Genomic DNA, 14,984 nt, shown 5'->3' on the forward strand with positions numbered 1-14,984 from the left:
GGAAATGAAACCACAACCACGCACTATCTTTACACTCTCTTTGCTGACGGCAGGCATCCTGTGCGCTAGCGCAACGGCGTTTGCGGCCAGCGTGCCGGCAGGAACGCAGCTTGCAGAGAAGCAGGAACTGGTCAGGAATAATGGCAATGAACCGGCCTCGCTCGACCCACATAAAGTCGAAAGCGATGTCGAATTCAATATTATCAGCGATATATTCGACGGGTTGGTGAGTGTCTCTCCGCAGGGTGAGATTCAGCCGCGCCTGGCGGAAAAATGGGAAAACAAAGACAATACCGTCTGGACCTTCCATCTGCGTCCGGGCATTACCTGGAGCGACGGCACACCGATTACCGCGCAGGATGTGGTCTGGAGCTGGCAGCGGCTGGTCGATCCGAAAACCGTCTCTCCTTACGCCAGCTATCCGGGCAGTATGCATATCGTGAATGCCGCCGAGATTGCCGAAGGCAAGCAGCCCACGGATAAGCTGGGCGTGAAGGCGATTAATGACACCACGCTCGAAGTAACACTCACCCAGCCGAATGCGGCCTTCCTTGCGATGCTGGCGCACCCGTCTATGGTGCCGATCGATAAAGTCCTGGTGAGTCGTTTTGGCGAGAAGTGGACCAAGCCCGAGCACATCGTCTCCAGTGGGGCTTACAAGCTGTCGCAGTGGGTGGTAAACGAACGCATCATTGCCGAGCGCAATCCGCGTTACTGGGATAACGCCCATACCGTGATTAACAAAGTGACCTATCTGCCAATCACCTCTGAAGCGTCTGACGTTAACCGCTACCGGGCAGGAGAGATCGATATTGTCTATACGGTGCCTATCAATCAGTTTGCCCAGTTGAAAAAAACGCTGGGCAGCGAGCTGGACGTCTCCCCGCAGCTTGCCACTTACTATTACCAGTTCAATACCACCCGCGCGCCATTTAACGATGTCCGCGTGCGTAAGGCGCTGAATTTGGCGCTCGATAAAGAGATCATCGCCGATAAAGTGTTGGGGCAAGGGCAGCGACAGGCATGGTTGATCAGCCAGCCAGATATCGGCGGCGTCACGCTGAAGAACCCGGACTACGCCAGCTGGCCGATGGATAAACGCATCGCGGAGGCAAAAAAGCTGCTTAACGAAGCCGGCTTTAACGAAAGTCACCCGCTGAGCTTCAACCTGCTTTACAACACCTCTGAGTCGCACCAGCGCATCGCCATTGCTGCAAGCTCGATGTGGAAGAAAAATCTCGGCGTGGAAGCCAGGCTGCAAAATCAGGAGTGGAAAACCATGCTGGATACCATGCACACCCATACGTTTGATGCGGTGCGCTACGCCTGGATTGCGGATTATGACGATGCCGCCACCTTCCTGAATAACTACCGCACCGGTGACAGCCAGAACACCAGCCAGTACAGCAACCCGGACTATGACCAGGCGCTGGTTAACGCCGCGAAGGCCAAAACCCCGGCGGAGCGCGGTAAGTTTTATCAGCAGGCCGAAGATCTGCTGGCGCGCGATGTTCCTGCTATTCCGGTCTATCACTATGTGCGTACGCACATAGTGAAACCCTGGGTGGGCGGTTTTACGCCAGATAAGCTGGGCTACTACTACACCAAAGATATGTACATCAAAAAGCATTAAGGCTTAAAACGTGAGATTTTGTGCTGATAAAACGGTCAATGCGTTGTTATTTCAACCGATTGACTGCGATTTGGCTGTTTTTCAGGCAAACGAACACAATGGTGCTTTACAGGGCGTACTGAGGTGTTTATAGTGCGCCTCATTGGAAGCGTGGCCGAGCGGTTGAAGGCACCGGTCTTGAAAACCGGCGACCCGAAAGGGTTCTAGAGTTCGAATCTCTACGCTTCCGCCAAATTAAACAAGGGGTTACCGAAAGGTAGCCCCTTGTTGCTTTGGGCTCTCGGTATTGTATTGGTATATCCTCTTGGTATATTTCGCCCCTTCCTCACCTATTCAAACCTCATGATTCATTGGTGGAATGTTCAATGTCGGAGAGATTTTCACTTTTCGATCATACGTCACTACCTGATGCTCTGTTTTATGACCGCTGAATAACTGCTTCTCTTTGCTGCGACCTTCATAATCTGAGATGGCCTTCGCTTTGATGCCATGGAACGTTCCGGGGATCGGGCGACCTAGCTTCAACCCTGCTTTTTTCTTCGCGTTGTTCCACCATGTATTAAAAGTCTTCTTGTTCATGCGACCACCAGAGGGTGAGGGCAGAACATAGCCCCTGGCTGACTGGTGGAAAAAGTGTTGTCGTGCCAGTTCAATAGTGGCCCGTAACCGAGGGGTCCACTGTTTGATCTGCTTCTTACCAGTTTTGTTTTGTTCAATAAAAATACCATCTGCGCGAAGGTCAGGGACCTGGAGATCAAACACATCACCTTCACGCGCCGCGCACAGATATGTAATCTCCATGGCTAGCGCCACCGCTGGCAAATTGCTGCGGGAGCTGAGCGATGAGGGTGTGATCATCCGCACCCGAAACAGCGTGCAGTTCGTCTACACGGCTGCGCCCGATGCTGACATTCCAGACGTTATCTTGCCCTGCATGATCCTGAAAAGTGACCCGGCGAGAATCATGGCAGCTGAACAGAAAGCGAAGGCGCTGACTGATAAGGGTTTATGGCGCCGTGCAGCTGGTGTTTATACCGACATGTTCAGCATCGCCTGCAGCTCAGTTGAAGTGGCACGTATAGCCAAACGCCGCAATGAATGCCTGCGCATGGCGAGGAGAGCATGAATATGCCAGCAATAAGCTTTGGACAATCATTCGCGCTATCCAGTCCGGTGGTGAGATTACCCCGCGTCAGGTTTGCCGATTACTCGACTGCGACAGCAAAAAGGCCTGTCGCATGCTTGAGCACCTTATATCTGCAGGCGCAGTTAAGAACATTGGCCAGCCACGGCACCCCGTGTTCGTCATGCAGCCGGGGGGAGAGAAGCGCATCAAGCCATTGCAGGTAGTGCTGGTGGAGCGCCAACAGCCAAGCATTACAAACGTCTGCCGCCAAAACTGGCAGGGCTATCAGGTACACAAAATTTTCGGGAGCGCCCGGGTATGAACGATTCACTGAACAACAAAGAGTTGGTGGCGGTAGGTCATCAGTATGCGAAGGCGATGAGCAGCGACACGCCGATCATCGATATGGCATAAATTGTTTCCCGTCTGGCTGGGCGGTTGGACTGCACGACCGCGGCTTTGCGCGAAATGACGAAGGAGCGCGATGCGCTGGGTGCGGACAACGAATACATCCGCAACCGATACAAAGAATTGGACCTGCTAATCGGTAAAAACATTCTAGTAATGCAGGCTGCCATAATCGAATGGCAGGGGACCTGAGACGCCAGAAAAGGGCTGGCCTGGATTTATAACACGCCGTTTGGTCCAGGAGAGTTGCCGGATGAAGCTGAGAAATAAAACCAGGCGGCAATTCATAAAAGCCTATCCGAGATTAGATTTTTAACCCCACGGCCCAATCAAAACGTGATACGCTTACAAAACAATAAAATGGAAGAATGTGAGCTCTGTTAAAAATAGTCATCATTTTAATTGATGGGTTATGAGCATTCAAAACTACGGAGCGGTATAAATGAAATCATTTGAAAAGCTAGCACTCGGATTGCTTTTTATTACGTCCTCTTCACTAGCATCCAGTGTGACCAGTGGGCTTGTATACAAATCAAACCATGAAACCTTCGTTTTGACAAAGGAATGTGTTTCAGAAGTGAGATTTTACGATGGGGTTTTCGATTCTAAAGTTTTCTACTCAACGCGTATAAGATTAAAAAACACCAAGGATTGTGCCCAAAAGCTAAACGCCATAGTAAAAAATAACGTAGGGGGGCGTTTGCAAGTGTATTTTAACTCAAAATTAGTAATGGATAGTTACATTGCCAGTGAAATAAGAATGGAAAAAGGAATAAAAATGGCTGTGGGAAATCCACAATTAGGTAAAGATATAGAAAAGTTTTACGAAAATAAAAATTAAATTCATTACCTCAAACATCATGGTCACCGCTTATCGAAATGACCATGGTGTTTGTTTCTTTATTATTTTGGGAAGCCCACTGTTACTGTCACCGGAACTGAGTGATATTTGGCCCTTACAACAACAATCCCATCACCTGTTATTGGTATTGACCCGGGCCCCATAGACTTAATGGTTTTCATCTGGTCATGCTCTGGATATCTAACCTCAATGTCAAATGATGATTCCATGTTAGATGAAGGACTGAAATTTATTGTTGAACCTTGTGGATTCTTCAAACTCCCTTGAAAGCCATCAAGTCCAATCCAATCAGACCACACAGCCGGAAGCGCAATTACACGCCGGCAGGATTTAAAAGGCTTTTCCCTCACGGTAAAAAATATCGACTGCAGTATGACGATGATGAAGGCATCTTGCTTGATGGTTGTGTAACTCGATTAAAAAAATATAATTTAGAAGAATACGAGTTGATTATTGCTCACTTTGTTATTGGCATCTCCATACGTACTATTGCTAAAAAAAAGAAATGTTCTGATGGCACTGTCAGGAAGCAACTGCAGTGTGCGACAGGATTTATTGACGGGCTTATATACTTTCTCAAGGAATAGAGGGGATAAACTTTAAGAATATACCCACCATGCCTACGAAAGTAGGCATCCATGCAAAAAATAATAGGCAGTCTAAAACATTTCTGCAGAAAATTTCTTTGACATTCTACTTATCGATAACTTCCTGAAGGCTATTTTTTAGATCAGTGGTATCATCTTTAATACGAACATTCAATTGTTTGAGTTATATATCGTTAGAGTGTGAGATGCGCTCAAGTTTTTTTTCTGAGATAATAACATCGCAAAGGAAATTACCCCAGTGATAATCACGCCTACGAATGTTATCATCCACTCCGAATTGGTCGTAAATTTGAAGATAGCTAGTGATGCCGCTAGTGAGATAGGTTAACGCTGGGTTAGAAAAATGCTCAAAACCAGGGTTAATAAAAAACAACTGAGTGACAGAGCAAACCCGGCTCGGTGTCCGGGTTCGTAGGTGATATCTTTAATCAGCCCAGCCTGATTTCGTGTTAATTGCTGACTCAGCCATGGTGTACTTCTGTACTGTGTCGTTTTTGAAGAGGATGGTCAGCTCTTTTTTGGTGCCATTGGTTCCGTTATGAAACAAGCCATAGAACGGAATGAATGTTGTACCGTTAACCTTTACCTTAGCAAATGAGTACTTCCAGATTTCATTGCCGCCGTCAGTATAAGACACCCCATCCGGGGATCCGAAGAAAGCCTTCACTTCAGCTTTGGTGGTTTTGCCTTCCTGAATTTTAGACTGGACGCTTGTTTCCGTTTCGTTCTTAAGCTGCTGGTTTCCTGAGGATGCGCATCCTGCGAGAGTTGCTGCTAACGCGGCGGCTAATACTATTTTTTTCATTTTATGTTTCCGTTGATTGCAATCAGAAACATCCTAACATATTGCATTGACTATAAAAAACCCGACGAGGTGGCCGGTTAATATTATCATTTATTCCTTTTATGCTTCTCCAGCGCGCTGCAAATCACCAAGGGTATCGATATCCCTGACAATTCCCTCATCCTCCAGCATCAGATCTGCCACTGCCCCCTGACGACGTGCAGCCTGCACAATAGACCTCGCACCAGCCTCGCCGCGTAACGCGCGCAAGGCGGCATAATACCGACGGCCAAAGCCCACCGGATGCCCCGGCTGATGACAGTAGTGCGGTACGACGACAGAGGTGTGCGTCAGGGCGTGGGCAACGGCCCTTAGCGTGTCGGGTTGGATAAAGGGCAAATCGGCCGGCAGGATCAGCCAGCCGGAGGCCTCCGGTGTAGCCATCACGCCCAGCGCAATTGACTCACCCATCCCGGCAGTTCCCCCCTCGGGCCTCACCAGATGCCATTCAAGCCGCGAGGCCGTAACGGCGGCCAGGGTATGGTCCAGCACCCTTTGCCCGTTAAGCCTCGCCTCCAGTTTATGGCTCAGCCCGCCGGAGGCCAGAAAGCGTTCGCCGCGCCCGGCCGCCAGCACAATCACCACCGGGGCGGCCACTAACTTGCCGCTCCGGCCTGCCGCGTGGCGGCGATATCCGCCAGCACGGAGAGGGCCAGCGTGCTGGCATCCCGCGCCCGGGGAAAGAGGCCGATGGGGGCCTTAATCCTGGCGATATCCTCTTGATGCCAGCCCAGCGCGAGCAAGGTTTCGCTGCGCTGCGAATGGGTGCGCTGGCTGCCCAGCGCGCCGATATAAAAGGGGCGAGCGCGCAGAGCGGCCTGCAATACTGGCAACTCTCGGTGGAGATCATGCCAGAGCAGCACCACGGCGGTATCCGCATCGATAAGGGGGTCTGAAGCGTCCGTAAAACCGGTTACCTCATAGCCTGCCGCCTGGGCCAGCGCGGCGGTCGCTTGCGCCTCGACCGACTGACCCTGCAGGACCAGCTGCACGCGGGGCCGATAGCCGCGTTCAAACCCGCCGCTGCGCCAGCCCGTCGTGACAGCGCCCTCTATCGCATCGAGCTGCTGCGTGGCGGGGCAATAATGCAAACCGGCCGGGGTACGTCTTTCCAGGCTGTTAAGGACCGCCAGCAGCGGGCGAGCTGAACGCAGCCGGTGAAGGGTGAGGGTGATCCCGCCCCCGCAGGGTAAGACAATGTCAAACCAGGGCGATCCTTTGCCATACCGTATCTGGCGATCCTGACCTTTGACCAGGAGATCCAGCGCCTCGAAGGCCACAGCCGACTCCACGCAGCCGCCGGAAACGAAGCCACAATAGTGGCCATCGTCGCGCACGCACATCTGTGACCCCAGCGCGCGGGCCGCGCCGCCCTCGATATCGGTCAGGGTCACCAGCACGGCCTCTTTTCCGGCGGTGAGCGCCTCGACGGCAAAGCGCAGCACGGCGATGCTGTCATCGGTGACAAAGGCGCGGGAAGGGGAGGGAAGCGGCGCGTTGGAGGCAATGTTATTGAGCATCAGGCCTCCCTCACACCGCATCCGGCAGGGCATCGATAAGCTTATCGAGGGTGATCGGGTAATCACGCACCCGCACGCCGGTGGCGTTATAGATAGCGTTGGCAATCGCCGCGCTCACCCCGCACAGCCCAAGTTCGCCGACCCCTTTGGCCTTCATGGGGGAGGAGATGGGATCGGTATCCTCAAGGAAAATGACCTCCTGCTCCGGAATATCGGCGTGAACCGGCACTTCGTAAGCCGCCATATCATGGTTGACGAAGTAACCCAGCCGGGTATCTACCGCCAGCTCCTCCATCAGCGCCGCGCCCAGCCCCATGGTCATCGCCCCGATCACCTGGCTGCGCGCGGTGATCGGATTGAGGATCCGCCCGGCGGCGCAAACGGCCAGCATACGGCGCACCCGCACTTCACCGGTAGCGCTGTCCACGCCCACCTCGACGAAGTGTCCGGCAAAGGTGGACTGCTGATACTCCTTATCCAGGTCGCCAAACTCGATGCTGTCCTCGGCGGTCAGCACGCCTGATTTTGCCGCCTCGGCCAGCGGCGCGCTGCGCCCCTGGGCGGATATTGTCTCGTCGGCAAATTCGGCTGTCGCCGGGTCGAAACCCAGCTGCTGGGCAATGGCTTCCCGCAGCTTTACGCAGGCGGCGTAAACGCCTGCGGTAGAGGTATTCGCCCCCCACTGGCCGCCCGATCCGGCAGAGACCGGGAAGCGTGAGTCGCCCAGCCGCACGTCGACCTTCTCCAGCGGCAGGCCCAGCATTTCGGCAGCGGTCTGCGCAATGATGGTATAGCTCCCGGTACCGATATCGGTCATGTCCGTCTCGACCGTCACGCTGCCATCGGCGTTGAGATGGACCCGCGCGCTGGATGTTGCCACCAGGTTGTTACGAAAGCCTGCCGCCATTCCCATACCTACCAGCCAGCGCCCATCGCGCACCTGGCCGGGCTGCGCATGCCGTTTTTGCCAGCCAAAGCGTTCCGCCCCCGTGCGCAAGCATTCGACAAGCTGGCGACGAGAGAAGCGGCGCTCGGGGTTAGCCGGGTCGACCTGGGTGTCATTCAGAATGCGAAAGGCAACCGGGTCCACGCCCGCCTTGTCGGCAATTTCGTCGATAGCGATCTCAAGGGCCATCAGGCCGGGGGCCTCACCCGGCGCGCGCATGGCATTGCCCTCAGGCAGATCAAGCGTGGCCAGCCGCAGGCCAGTATGGCGGTTTGCGCCAGCGTAAAGCAGCTCGGTTTGCTGGACTGCCGTTTCCGGCGTGCCGCCGGGAAGATTGCCCGACCAGCTATCATGCGCGATGGCGACAATCTTTCCTTCGGTGTCGGTACCGATACGGATGTGCTGGAGGGTGGCCGGACGATGGGTCGTGTTATTGGGGATCGTCGGCCTCGGCAGCATCACCTTGACCGGGCGCTTCACCGCCCGCGCCCCCAGCGCCGCCAGCAGAGCATCGCTGCGTAAAAAGAGTTTGCCGCCGAAGCCGCCGCCAATATACGGCGAAACGATGCGCACGTTCTCCGGCGGGATCTTCAGGGTCAGGGCCAGATCGGTACGGCACCAGTCAATCATCTGGTTTGAGGTCCAGACCGTAACGTTGTCGCCCTCCCAGACGGCCATAGAGGCATGGGGCTCCATCGCCATATGGCTCTGGTCCGGAGTGGTGTAGATCGCGTCGAGCTTTACCGCCGCCGAAGCAAAGGCGGTGGCCACGTCCCCGACGTTTTTGTCGGGGGTATCTTCCGGCGGCTTGGTGACGGAGGCTTTTTCCGCCGCCAGATCGTAGGCGCCCTGCGCTCGTTTACAGGTCACCTTGACCAGCGCTGCGGCCGCACGGGCCTGCTCGAAGGTCTCTGCCACCACCAGCGCAACCGCCTGATGGTAGTGCTCAATTTCAGGGCCGCCTAACAGGGTGGCCGTATTTTTCTCTCCCTTGCCAAGCGGTCCGGCGTTATCGGCGGTAATCACTGCCAGCACGCCGGGGGCCGCTTCCGCCGCCTTTGTGTCTATGGCGGTAATGCGCCCTTTGGCGATGGGGGCGCCGACGACGTGGCCGTAAGCAGCATTGGGGGCGATATCATGCCATTCGTACGCATAGTGCGCGCTGCCCGTGGTTTTACGGGGGCCGTCGATACGCGTATGGGGTTGGCCGACAACCCGAAGCGTGTCGATAGGGTTAGTGGTGGCGGGTTTGTCGAATTTCATGCGTGAGCCCTCGCTTCAGACAACACAGAGGCGAGCGTGCGCTTCGCCAGGGTGAGTTTAAAGGCGTTTTCAGGCGTGGGATGGGCATCCGCAAACAGCCTGTCATACACCGCCTGCGCCCCGTCCGGAAGGCGGGCATCTGCTTCATCCAGCCGCCACGGTTTATGGGCTACGCCGCCCAGGGCCACGCGGCCCGTGCCGTCAGGCTGAACGATGGCCGCCACCGACACCAGCGCAAAGGCATAGGAGGCGCGATCGCGCACTTTGCGATAGATATGGGTTCCCCCTGGTGGCGGAGGCAGCGTGACCGCAACGATCATCTCTCCCGGCGCCAGGACGGTTTCCTGGTGTGGCGTGGTGCCCGGGGCGCGCCACAGTTCATCGACGGGAAAGGTCCGTGTCTTGCCGTCCGGATCGACCGTTTCGACTTTGGCGTCCAGTACGCGCATGGCGACCGCCATATCGCTGGGATGCGTGGCGATGCAGGCGTCACTTGCACCCACCACCGCCAGCTGGCGGCTATAGCCCTCGCGCGCCGCGCAGCCGCTGCCGGGCAGGCGCTTATTACAGGGTTGGTTGGTATCATAAAAATAGGGGCAGCGGGTTCGCTGCAGCAGATTACCGGCGGTGGTGGCCTGATTACGTAGCTGGCCGGAGGCCCCGGCAAGCAACGCCCGCGACAAGACCGCGTAATCTTTGCGCACCCGGGCATCGGCGGCCAGATCGGTATTACGCACCAGCGCCCCGATACGCAGACCGCCGTCGTCGGTGGCTTCAATGCTATCCAGTCCGAGATGGTTAATGTCGATCAGGTGGACGGGGGTTTCGATCTCCAGCTTCATCAAATCCAGCAGATTGGTCCCGCCGGCAATGAATTTTGCCCCCTCGTGGCGTTGGGCGCTCTGTGCAGCCTCGGCCGGGGTCTTTACGCGCTCATAGGTAAAGGCTCTCATGATTTCAGCTCCCCGGCGGCCTCTTCAATGGCGGCAAGAATGTTGGAATAGGCGCCGCAGCGGCAGATATTGCCACTCATGCGCTCGCGCAGCTCGTCAGGGGTCATTTCCGGCGGCGAGACCAGATCGAGAGTCACGTGGCTCGGGATCCCGGCTTCGATCTCTTTTAATACCGCGACCGAAGAGCAGATCTGCCCCGGAGTGCAGTAACCGCACTGGTAGCCGTCGTGTTTAATAAAGGCGGCCTGCATGGGGTGCAGCGCCTCAGGGGTACCCAGCCCTTCAATGGTGGTGATATCGGCATCCTGGTGCATCACCGCCAGCGTCAGGCAGGCATTCAGACGGCGGCCATCCACCATCACGGTGCAGGCGCCACACTGACCGTGGTCGCATCCTTTTTTGCTGCCGGTCAGCTGCAGATTCTCACGCAGGGCATCCAGTAAGGTGGTACGGGTATCGACCTCCAGGGTTCGCGGTTCCCCGTTAACCGTAAAAGAGAGTGGAAGACGTTCAGCGGGGGGCGTGGCCGCAGGGCGCTCGTCACCAAACGCCATACCCGGCGCAACGGCGGCGGTGGCGGCGGTGCCCGCGCTGACTTTCAATAGGGTACGACGCGTCAGGCTAAAATCCTGCTCGCCTTCGTCAGGGGTATTGCCATGGTTGCTCATGCCAGGCCTCCGGTATCAAATGAGAAAAGTTATTCCTGAAACGCTTTTTTAAGCTTCAAGCATAGTCCCTGCTGTAGGCAGGATTATTCCTAATTCGTTTGTCGGGAGGCTGGCGCAGGCAGGCTAGTCCATGAGATAGCGGATAACGGTGACGCCCTCTTCTTGCCGTACGCGGGATTTTACCCGCCAGGTCTGTTCAATTCGCTCCGGGGTGAATACCGTTGCGGGCTCGCCGCTTGCCACGACCCGCCCGCCTTTTAGCAGCACCAGCCGCTGGCAGAATCGGGCCGCCAGGTTGAGGTCATGCAGCGCGACGACCACCGTCAGCGGCAGGCTGGCAATCAGGCGCATTAGCTCCAGCTGATGCTGAATGTCGAGATGGTTTGTCGGCTCATCCAGCAGCAGTACCTGCGGTTGCTGAGCCAGGGCGCGGGCGATTTGGCAGCGCTGGCGCTCGCCACCGGACAGATGACGCCACTGCCGATCGCGCAGCGAGGTGAGCTGCATCAGGCGCAGCGCCTCTGCCACAGCCTGCTCATCTTCGGCGTGCCAGCCCTGTAACAGCCGGCGATGCGGGGTACGTCCCAGGGCGACAATCTGCCCGACGCTGAGATCCCCATCCACCTCGGCATGCTGCGTAACAAACGCCATCTGACGGGCGCGCTGCCTGAGGGGGAGGGCATCAAGGGCAATCCCATTCAGGCGTACCTGCTGCGCACCGGCGGGCAGCAGCCCGGCCAGACAGCGGAGCAGGGTCGACTTCCCCGAACCGTTTGGCCCCAGCAGGCCAACACGCTGCCCGGTGCTTACCTCCAGATCGATACCATGCAGTACGGTTTTTGATTGCAACTGCACCTGCAGTCCCTTCGCTGAGATATTCATCTTTTTCTCTCCCGGCTGCGCCACAGTATCAGGACAAACGCGGGGGCCCCCACCAGCGCGGTGACCACGCCGATCGGCAGCACCTGGTGGGCGATCAACGTCCGGGAAACCATATCTGCGAGGATCATAAAATGGCTGCCGATAAGAAAGGTTAAAGGAATGGATCGCTGATGGCCCGGGCCGCTCACCATGCGCGAGATATGCGGGATCACGAGGCCGACAAAGCCCACGGCGCCGATGGTGCTGACCATCACGGCGGTGATCAGCGCGCAGGTTAGCAATAACACCACGCGTACCCAGGTGACCGGAACCCCAAGGGTGGTAGAGACTTCATCGCCGAAGGTAAAGGTATCCAGCGCCCGGGAGAAAGCCACGATTATGAGCAATCCCGCCAGCGTAACCGCCAGCGCCAGTAAAGCATCGGGCCAGCGCACCCCGCTCAGGCTCCCCAGCAGCCAGAACATGACGCTGCGTGACTGCTCGGCGTTGGCCGAGGTGCTTACCACATACGCGGTCAGCGCGTTAAACAGCTGGGTACCGGCAATGCCCGCCAGCAAAATGCGCGGCGGGCTGTCGGTCATGCCGCGGGTAATGACCATGATCAGCCCAAAAGCGCCGCAGGCGCCGAGAAAGGCACCGCTGCTGACGCCCAGCGTGGTACCGCCGATGCCCAGCAACATCACGCAGACTGCCCCCAGCGATGCCCCGGCGGAGATGCCCAGCAGATAGGGCTCTGCCAGCGGGTTGCGTAGAATCGACTGCAAGACCAGCCCGCACAGGGCCAGCCCGCCGCCGCTGCAGGCCGCCATCAGCGCCCGGCTCATGCGATACTCCCAGACAATACCCGCCTCTACCTGGGGAAGGTCGAAGGCGGTCAACCCTAACCCGTTAAGAATGGCCTGACCTGCCGTGATAAAGGAGACCGCCATCTCCCCCTGAGTGGCGGCGAGCACCAGCATCAAGGGTAGCGCCAGCACGCCTGCCGCCAACAGCGTGCGGTATCGCCAGCGCGGAGGTGAGACGGGCAGACGCATGGCCAGAGTGCTCATGGCTGCGCCTGGAAGGTGGCCAGCTGTTGACCGATCAGCTCGACCGCATCCACGTTGCGCAGAGACGGATTTAACGACATGGCCGGCACCACGATGATGTGATTATTTTTGACCGCAGGAATATGTTGGGTAACCGGATCGCTGCGTAAAAAGGCCATTTTCACCGCGACGTCATCGGCGGGATAGAGCCGCCGCGCCATCTCAGCTATCACGATAATATCCGGCTGCGCCTTGGCAATACGCTCCCAGGTGACGGCTGGCCACTCGTCGTGCGAGTCGATAACATTGTTCAGCCCCAGGGTCTGGCCGATCCAGCCCGGCGCGCCAAAATTGCCCGCGACCCAGGGATCGCCGTTCAGGCGGCTACTGGAGAACCAGAACAGCACCTTCAGCGGCGTTTTCCGCTGGCTGGCGGCCTGCTTTTGCGCCTTTTCGATGCGTTGCGTCAACGCCTTGATGAGGCTGTCGCCCTGCTGGGGGACGGCAAACAGCGTAGCCAGTTCGCGGACTTCGCGTTCAATTTCCGCAATGGAGAAGGGGGTGCTGCGCGCGCCATCCCCGTTCGAGCTGTCGGTGACGCGCTTGCCAATGCAATCCGCAGGGGAGATCCAGGTGTTGATCCCGAGCGCGGCGAACTGGTCGCGGGTGGCCACTTCGCCCTGGGGGCCGATATGCCAGTGATACTGGGCCAGTACCAGCTCGGGTTTTTGCGCGATCACCGCCTCAAAGGAGGGGGCGTTATCGGCCAGCTTTTTCAGCCCTTTGCCCTGGGGGGCAAGCGTATCCGGTAGGGGGCCAAACCATACCGAGGTAGCGGCAATTTTCTTCTCCAGCCCCAGTGCCAGCAGCAGCTCGGTTTCATGTTGCCCCACGGTCACAACGCGTTCTGGTGGGTGAGTAAACGTGTGTTTGACGCCGCAATTCTCCAGCGTCAGCGGGAAGGGGCCAGCCGCAAAAGCCTGGGCGGTGAACAGGAGCCATGCAGATGCAGCCAGGGAAAGTAAATGTTTAACGGACACGTGCCAGACCTCAAAAATGTTATGTTATAACATAATACATGTAGTGTGGCGGGGTTCAACCCCTGAACAGAGCAAAGCGTCGATCGGCGGGAGAGGAGGAAGTATGAAGATGCAACGGGCGCAGTCGGACGCTGCGCCCGTGAAGGTTATTGCGTGGCGCGCTTTTGCAGGCCGTCGAGCAACGCCTGATGGAAGCGCACCGGGTCCTGCATCTGCGGTGCATGGCCCATATCGTCAAACTCTATCAGAGTGGCATGGGGGATCCGCTTCGCCGTCTCTTTCCCGAGCACCGCGTAGTTCCCCAACTGCTGGCGAATTTCAGGCGGGGCGAGATCCTTGCCGATGGCGGTATTGTCTTTGGTGCCGATCATCAACAGCACTGGCATCTTCAGTTCACTGAACTCATACATCACCGGTTGGGTGTAGATCATGTCGTAGAGCAGGGCGGAGTTCCACGCCACGCGCGCTTTACCAGGGCCGTTATTTAACCCGGCCAGCATCGTAACCCAGCGCTCGTACTCCGGCTTCCACTCCCCGGCGTAATAGGTATTCTTCTCGTACTGACGAATGCCCTCGGCGCTGGTTTTCAGCTCACGCTGGTTCCACTCATCAACGGTGATATGCGGTACGCCGCGCGCTTTCCAGTCTTCCAGCCCTATTGGGTTCACCATCACCAGCTGCTCGACCTGCTGCGGCCACATCAGCGCGTAGCGGGTGGCGAGCATACCGCCGGTGGAGTGGCCGATAACCGTCACCTTATCAACACCCAACTGCTTCAGAAGGGCGTGGGTATTATCCGCCAGCTGCTGAAACGTATACTGATACTGTTCCGGCTTGGTGGATTTGCAAAAACCGATCTGATCCGGGGCGATGACCCGATAGCCGCTGGCGCTCAGGGCTTTGATGGTGGCCTCCCAGGTACCGGCGCAGAAGTTTTTACCGTGCATCAGCACCACGGTGCGGCCATTCGCGTTCTCGGGTTTGACATCCAGATAAGCCATATCCAGACGCTGTTTCTGCGAGGTAAACGTAAAGTGCTGAACCGGCCACGCGTAGTCAAAGCCTTCCAGTTTCTCCCCGTAAGCCGGGGCATCGGCCGCCAGTGCCGGAGTGGAAAGGGCAACGAAAAGCGCAAGGCAGGATAATCGTCGTGCGGTCATGCAGGCTCTCCCATAGCAAAGAGTGAAAGTGAACAACAATGAC

The 14,984-nt window shown here is 56.9% G+C and carries 16 protein-coding genes, 1 tRNA gene and 1 pseudogene; 6 read left to right on the plus strand and 12 right to left on the minus strand.

What is annotated here, in order from left to right:
- The first annotated feature begins 4 nt into the window (after window positions 1-4).
- Both WFN75_RS03640 and WFN75_RS03645 read left to right on the plus strand, forming a co-directional pair.
- Window positions 5-1,633: an ABC transporter substrate-binding protein gene (locus WFN75_RS03640; protein WP_212477548.1), complete on the plus strand. Its 1,629-nt coding sequence runs from the start codon at window positions 5-7 to the stop codon at window positions 1,631-1,633.
- Window positions 1,634-1,777: 144 nt separating this feature from the next.
- A tRNA-Ser gene (locus WFN75_RS03645) sits at window positions 1,778-1,865 on the plus strand.
- A gap of 101 nt (window positions 1,866-1,966) precedes the next feature.
- Here the strand turns inward: WFN75_RS03645 and WFN75_RS03650 are convergent.
- Complete coding sequence (locus WFN75_RS03650) at window positions 1,967-2,434, minus strand: tyrosine-type recombinase/integrase (RefSeq protein ID WP_336995631.1); 468 nt, start codon at window positions 2,432-2,434, stop codon at window positions 1,967-1,969.
- Between WFN75_RS03650 and WFN75_RS03655 the strand changes: the two genes are divergently transcribed.
- The 3 genes and pseudogenes from WFN75_RS03655 to WFN75_RS03665 all read left to right on the plus strand — a co-directional run bounded on the left by WFN75_RS03655 (window position 2,433) and on the right by WFN75_RS03665 (window position 4,008).
- Window positions 2,433-2,759, plus strand: a complete 327-nt coding sequence (locus WFN75_RS03655) for a PerC family transcriptional regulator (protein ID WP_336995632.1) — start codon at window positions 2,433-2,435, stop codon at window positions 2,757-2,759. The genes WFN75_RS03650 and WFN75_RS03655 overlap by 2 nt on opposite strands.
- Before the next feature lie 498 nt (window positions 2,760-3,257).
- Window positions 3,258-3,434 (plus strand): annotated as a pseudogene (locus WFN75_RS03660) (ead/Ea22-like family protein); the annotation flags it as partial.
- 175 nt (window positions 3,435-3,609) lie between these two features.
- On the plus strand, window positions 3,610-4,008 hold the full coding sequence (locus tag WFN75_RS03665; RefSeq protein ID WP_212477554.1) for a hypothetical protein: 399 nt from the start codon (window positions 3,610-3,612) through the stop codon (window positions 4,006-4,008).
- Window positions 4,009-4,070: 62 nt separating this feature from the next.
- Here the strand turns inward: WFN75_RS03665 and WFN75_RS22620 are convergent, their stop codons facing one another.
- A complete protein-coding gene (locus tag WFN75_RS22620; protein WP_442913256.1) occupies window positions 4,071-4,379 on the minus strand; it encodes a colicin Z C-terminal domain-related protein in 309 nt (102 codons plus the stop codon).
- Between WFN75_RS22620 and WFN75_RS03670 the strand changes: the two genes are divergently transcribed.
- The gene (locus WFN75_RS03670; protein WP_249220362.1) at window positions 4,293-4,616 is read left to right on the plus strand and encodes an antiterminator Q family protein; all 324 of its coding nucleotides are present in this window, start codon (window positions 4,293-4,295) and stop codon (window positions 4,614-4,616) included. The two genes, WFN75_RS22620 and WFN75_RS03670, sit on opposite strands and share 87 nt — an antisense overlap.
- 445 nt (window positions 4,617-5,061) lie before the next feature.
- Here the strand turns inward: WFN75_RS03670 and WFN75_RS03675 are convergent, their stop codons facing one another.
- The 10 genes from WFN75_RS03675 to WFN75_RS03720 all read right to left on the minus strand — a co-directional run bounded on the left by WFN75_RS03675 (window position 5,062) and on the right by WFN75_RS03720 (window position 14,941).
- On the minus strand, window positions 5,062-5,442 hold the full coding sequence (locus tag WFN75_RS03675; RefSeq protein WP_212477556.1) for a hypothetical protein: 381 nt from the start codon (window positions 5,440-5,442) through the stop codon (window positions 5,062-5,064).
- 99 nt (window positions 5,443-5,541) lie between these two features.
- Window positions 5,542-6,078 (minus strand): nucleotidyltransferase family protein, encoded by a 537-nt coding sequence (locus tag WFN75_RS03680; RefSeq protein ID WP_212477558.1) that lies wholly within the window; start codon window positions 6,076-6,078, stop codon window positions 5,542-5,544.
- Complete coding sequence (locus WFN75_RS03685) at window positions 6,078-7,001, minus strand: XdhC family protein (RefSeq protein ID WP_327061708.1); 924 nt, start codon at window positions 6,999-7,001, stop codon at window positions 6,078-6,080. Before WFN75_RS03685 ends, WFN75_RS03680 begins: the two co-directional genes overlap by 1 nt.
- 10 nt (window positions 7,002-7,011) lie before the next feature.
- A complete protein-coding gene (paoC, locus tag WFN75_RS03690; RefSeq protein ID WP_336995633.1) occupies window positions 7,012-9,210 on the minus strand; it encodes an aldehyde oxidoreductase molybdenum-binding subunit PaoC in 2,199 nt (732 codons plus the stop codon).
- Window positions 9,207-10,163 (minus strand): FAD binding domain-containing protein, encoded by a 957-nt coding sequence (locus WFN75_RS03695; protein WP_327061710.1) that lies wholly within the window; start codon window positions 10,161-10,163, stop codon window positions 9,207-9,209. The genes paoC and WFN75_RS03695 overlap by 4 nt, the downstream gene beginning before the upstream one ends.
- On the minus strand, window positions 10,160-10,831 hold the full coding sequence (gene paoA / locus WFN75_RS03700; RefSeq protein WP_040076262.1) for an aldehyde dehydrogenase iron-sulfur subunit PaoA: 672 nt from the start codon (window positions 10,829-10,831) through the stop codon (window positions 10,160-10,162). Before paoA ends, WFN75_RS03695 begins: the two co-directional genes overlap by 4 nt.
- A 123-nt stretch (window positions 10,832-10,954) precedes the next feature.
- The gene (locus WFN75_RS03705) at window positions 10,955-11,713 is read right to left on the minus strand and encodes an ABC transporter ATP-binding protein (protein ID WP_327061711.1); all 759 of its coding nucleotides are present in this window, start codon (window positions 11,711-11,713) and stop codon (window positions 10,955-10,957) included.
- Entirely contained in the window at window positions 11,710-12,762 is a 1,053-nt protein-coding gene (locus WFN75_RS03710) for a FecCD family ABC transporter permease (RefSeq protein WP_216595803.1), read from the minus strand. The genes WFN75_RS03705 and WFN75_RS03710 overlap by 4 nt, the downstream gene beginning before the upstream one ends.
- Window positions 12,759-13,781, minus strand: coding sequence for an ABC transporter substrate-binding protein (locus WFN75_RS03715; RefSeq protein ID WP_336995634.1), 1,023 nt, complete (start codon window positions 13,779-13,781; stop codon window positions 12,759-12,761). The genes WFN75_RS03710 and WFN75_RS03715 overlap by 4 nt, the downstream gene beginning before the upstream one ends.
- Before the next feature lie 146 nt (window positions 13,782-13,927).
- Window positions 13,928-14,941 (minus strand): alpha/beta fold hydrolase, encoded by a 1,014-nt coding sequence (locus WFN75_RS03720; protein WP_207293428.1) that lies wholly within the window; start codon window positions 14,939-14,941, stop codon window positions 13,928-13,930.
- Window positions 14,942-14,984: the final 43 nt, after the last annotated feature.

This window comes from Leclercia sp. UBA7405 (genome assembly GCF_037152215.1).
Classification (GTDB): Bacteria; Pseudomonadota; Gammaproteobacteria; order Enterobacterales; family Enterobacteriaceae; genus Enterobacter; species Enterobacter pneumoniae.

Excerpts from the sequence above, each read along its gene's own strand:
- WFN75_RS03695 (WP_327061710.1), bottom strand. The coding sequence starts at position 10,163 with ATGAGAGCCTTTACCTATGAGCGCGTAAAGACCCCGGCCGAGGCTGCA.
- WFN75_RS03710 (WP_216595803.1), bottom strand. The coding sequence starts at position 12,762 with ATGAGCACTCTGGCCATGCGTCTGCCCGTCTCACCTCCGCGCTGGCGA.
- paoA (WP_040076262.1), bottom strand. The coding sequence starts at position 10,831 with ATGAGCAACCATGGCAATACCCCTGACGAAGGCGAGCAGGATTTTAGC.
- WFN75_RS03640 (WP_212477548.1), top strand. The coding sequence starts at position 5 with ATGAAACCACAACCACGCACTATCTTTACACTCTCTTTGCTGACGGCA.
- WFN75_RS03650 (WP_336995631.1), bottom strand. The coding sequence starts at position 2,434 with ATGGAGATTACATATCTGTGCGCGGCGCGTGAAGGTGATGTGTTTGAT.
- WFN75_RS03665 (WP_212477554.1), top strand. The coding sequence starts at position 3,610 with ATGAAATCATTTGAAAAGCTAGCACTCGGATTGCTTTTTATTACGTCC.
- paoC (WP_336995633.1), bottom strand. The coding sequence starts at position 9,210 with ATGAAATTCGACAAACCCGCCACCACTAACCCTATCGACACGCTTCGG.
- WFN75_RS03655 (WP_336995632.1), top strand. The coding sequence starts at position 2,433 with ATGGCTAGCGCCACCGCTGGCAAATTGCTGCGGGAGCTGAGCGATGAG.
- WFN75_RS03705 (WP_327061711.1), bottom strand. The coding sequence starts at position 11,713 with ATGAATATCTCAGCGAAGGGACTGCAGGTGCAGTTGCAATCAAAAACC.
- WFN75_RS03720 (WP_207293428.1), bottom strand. The coding sequence starts at position 14,941 with ATGACCGCACGACGATTATCCTGCCTTGCGCTTTTCGTTGCCCTTTCC.
- WFN75_RS03675 (WP_212477556.1), bottom strand. The coding sequence starts at position 5,442 with ATGAAAAAAATAGTATTAGCCGCCGCGTTAGCAGCAACTCTCGCAGGA.
- WFN75_RS03685 (WP_327061708.1), bottom strand. The coding sequence starts at position 7,001 with ATGCTCAATAACATTGCCTCCAACGCGCCGCTTCCCTCCCCTTCCCGC.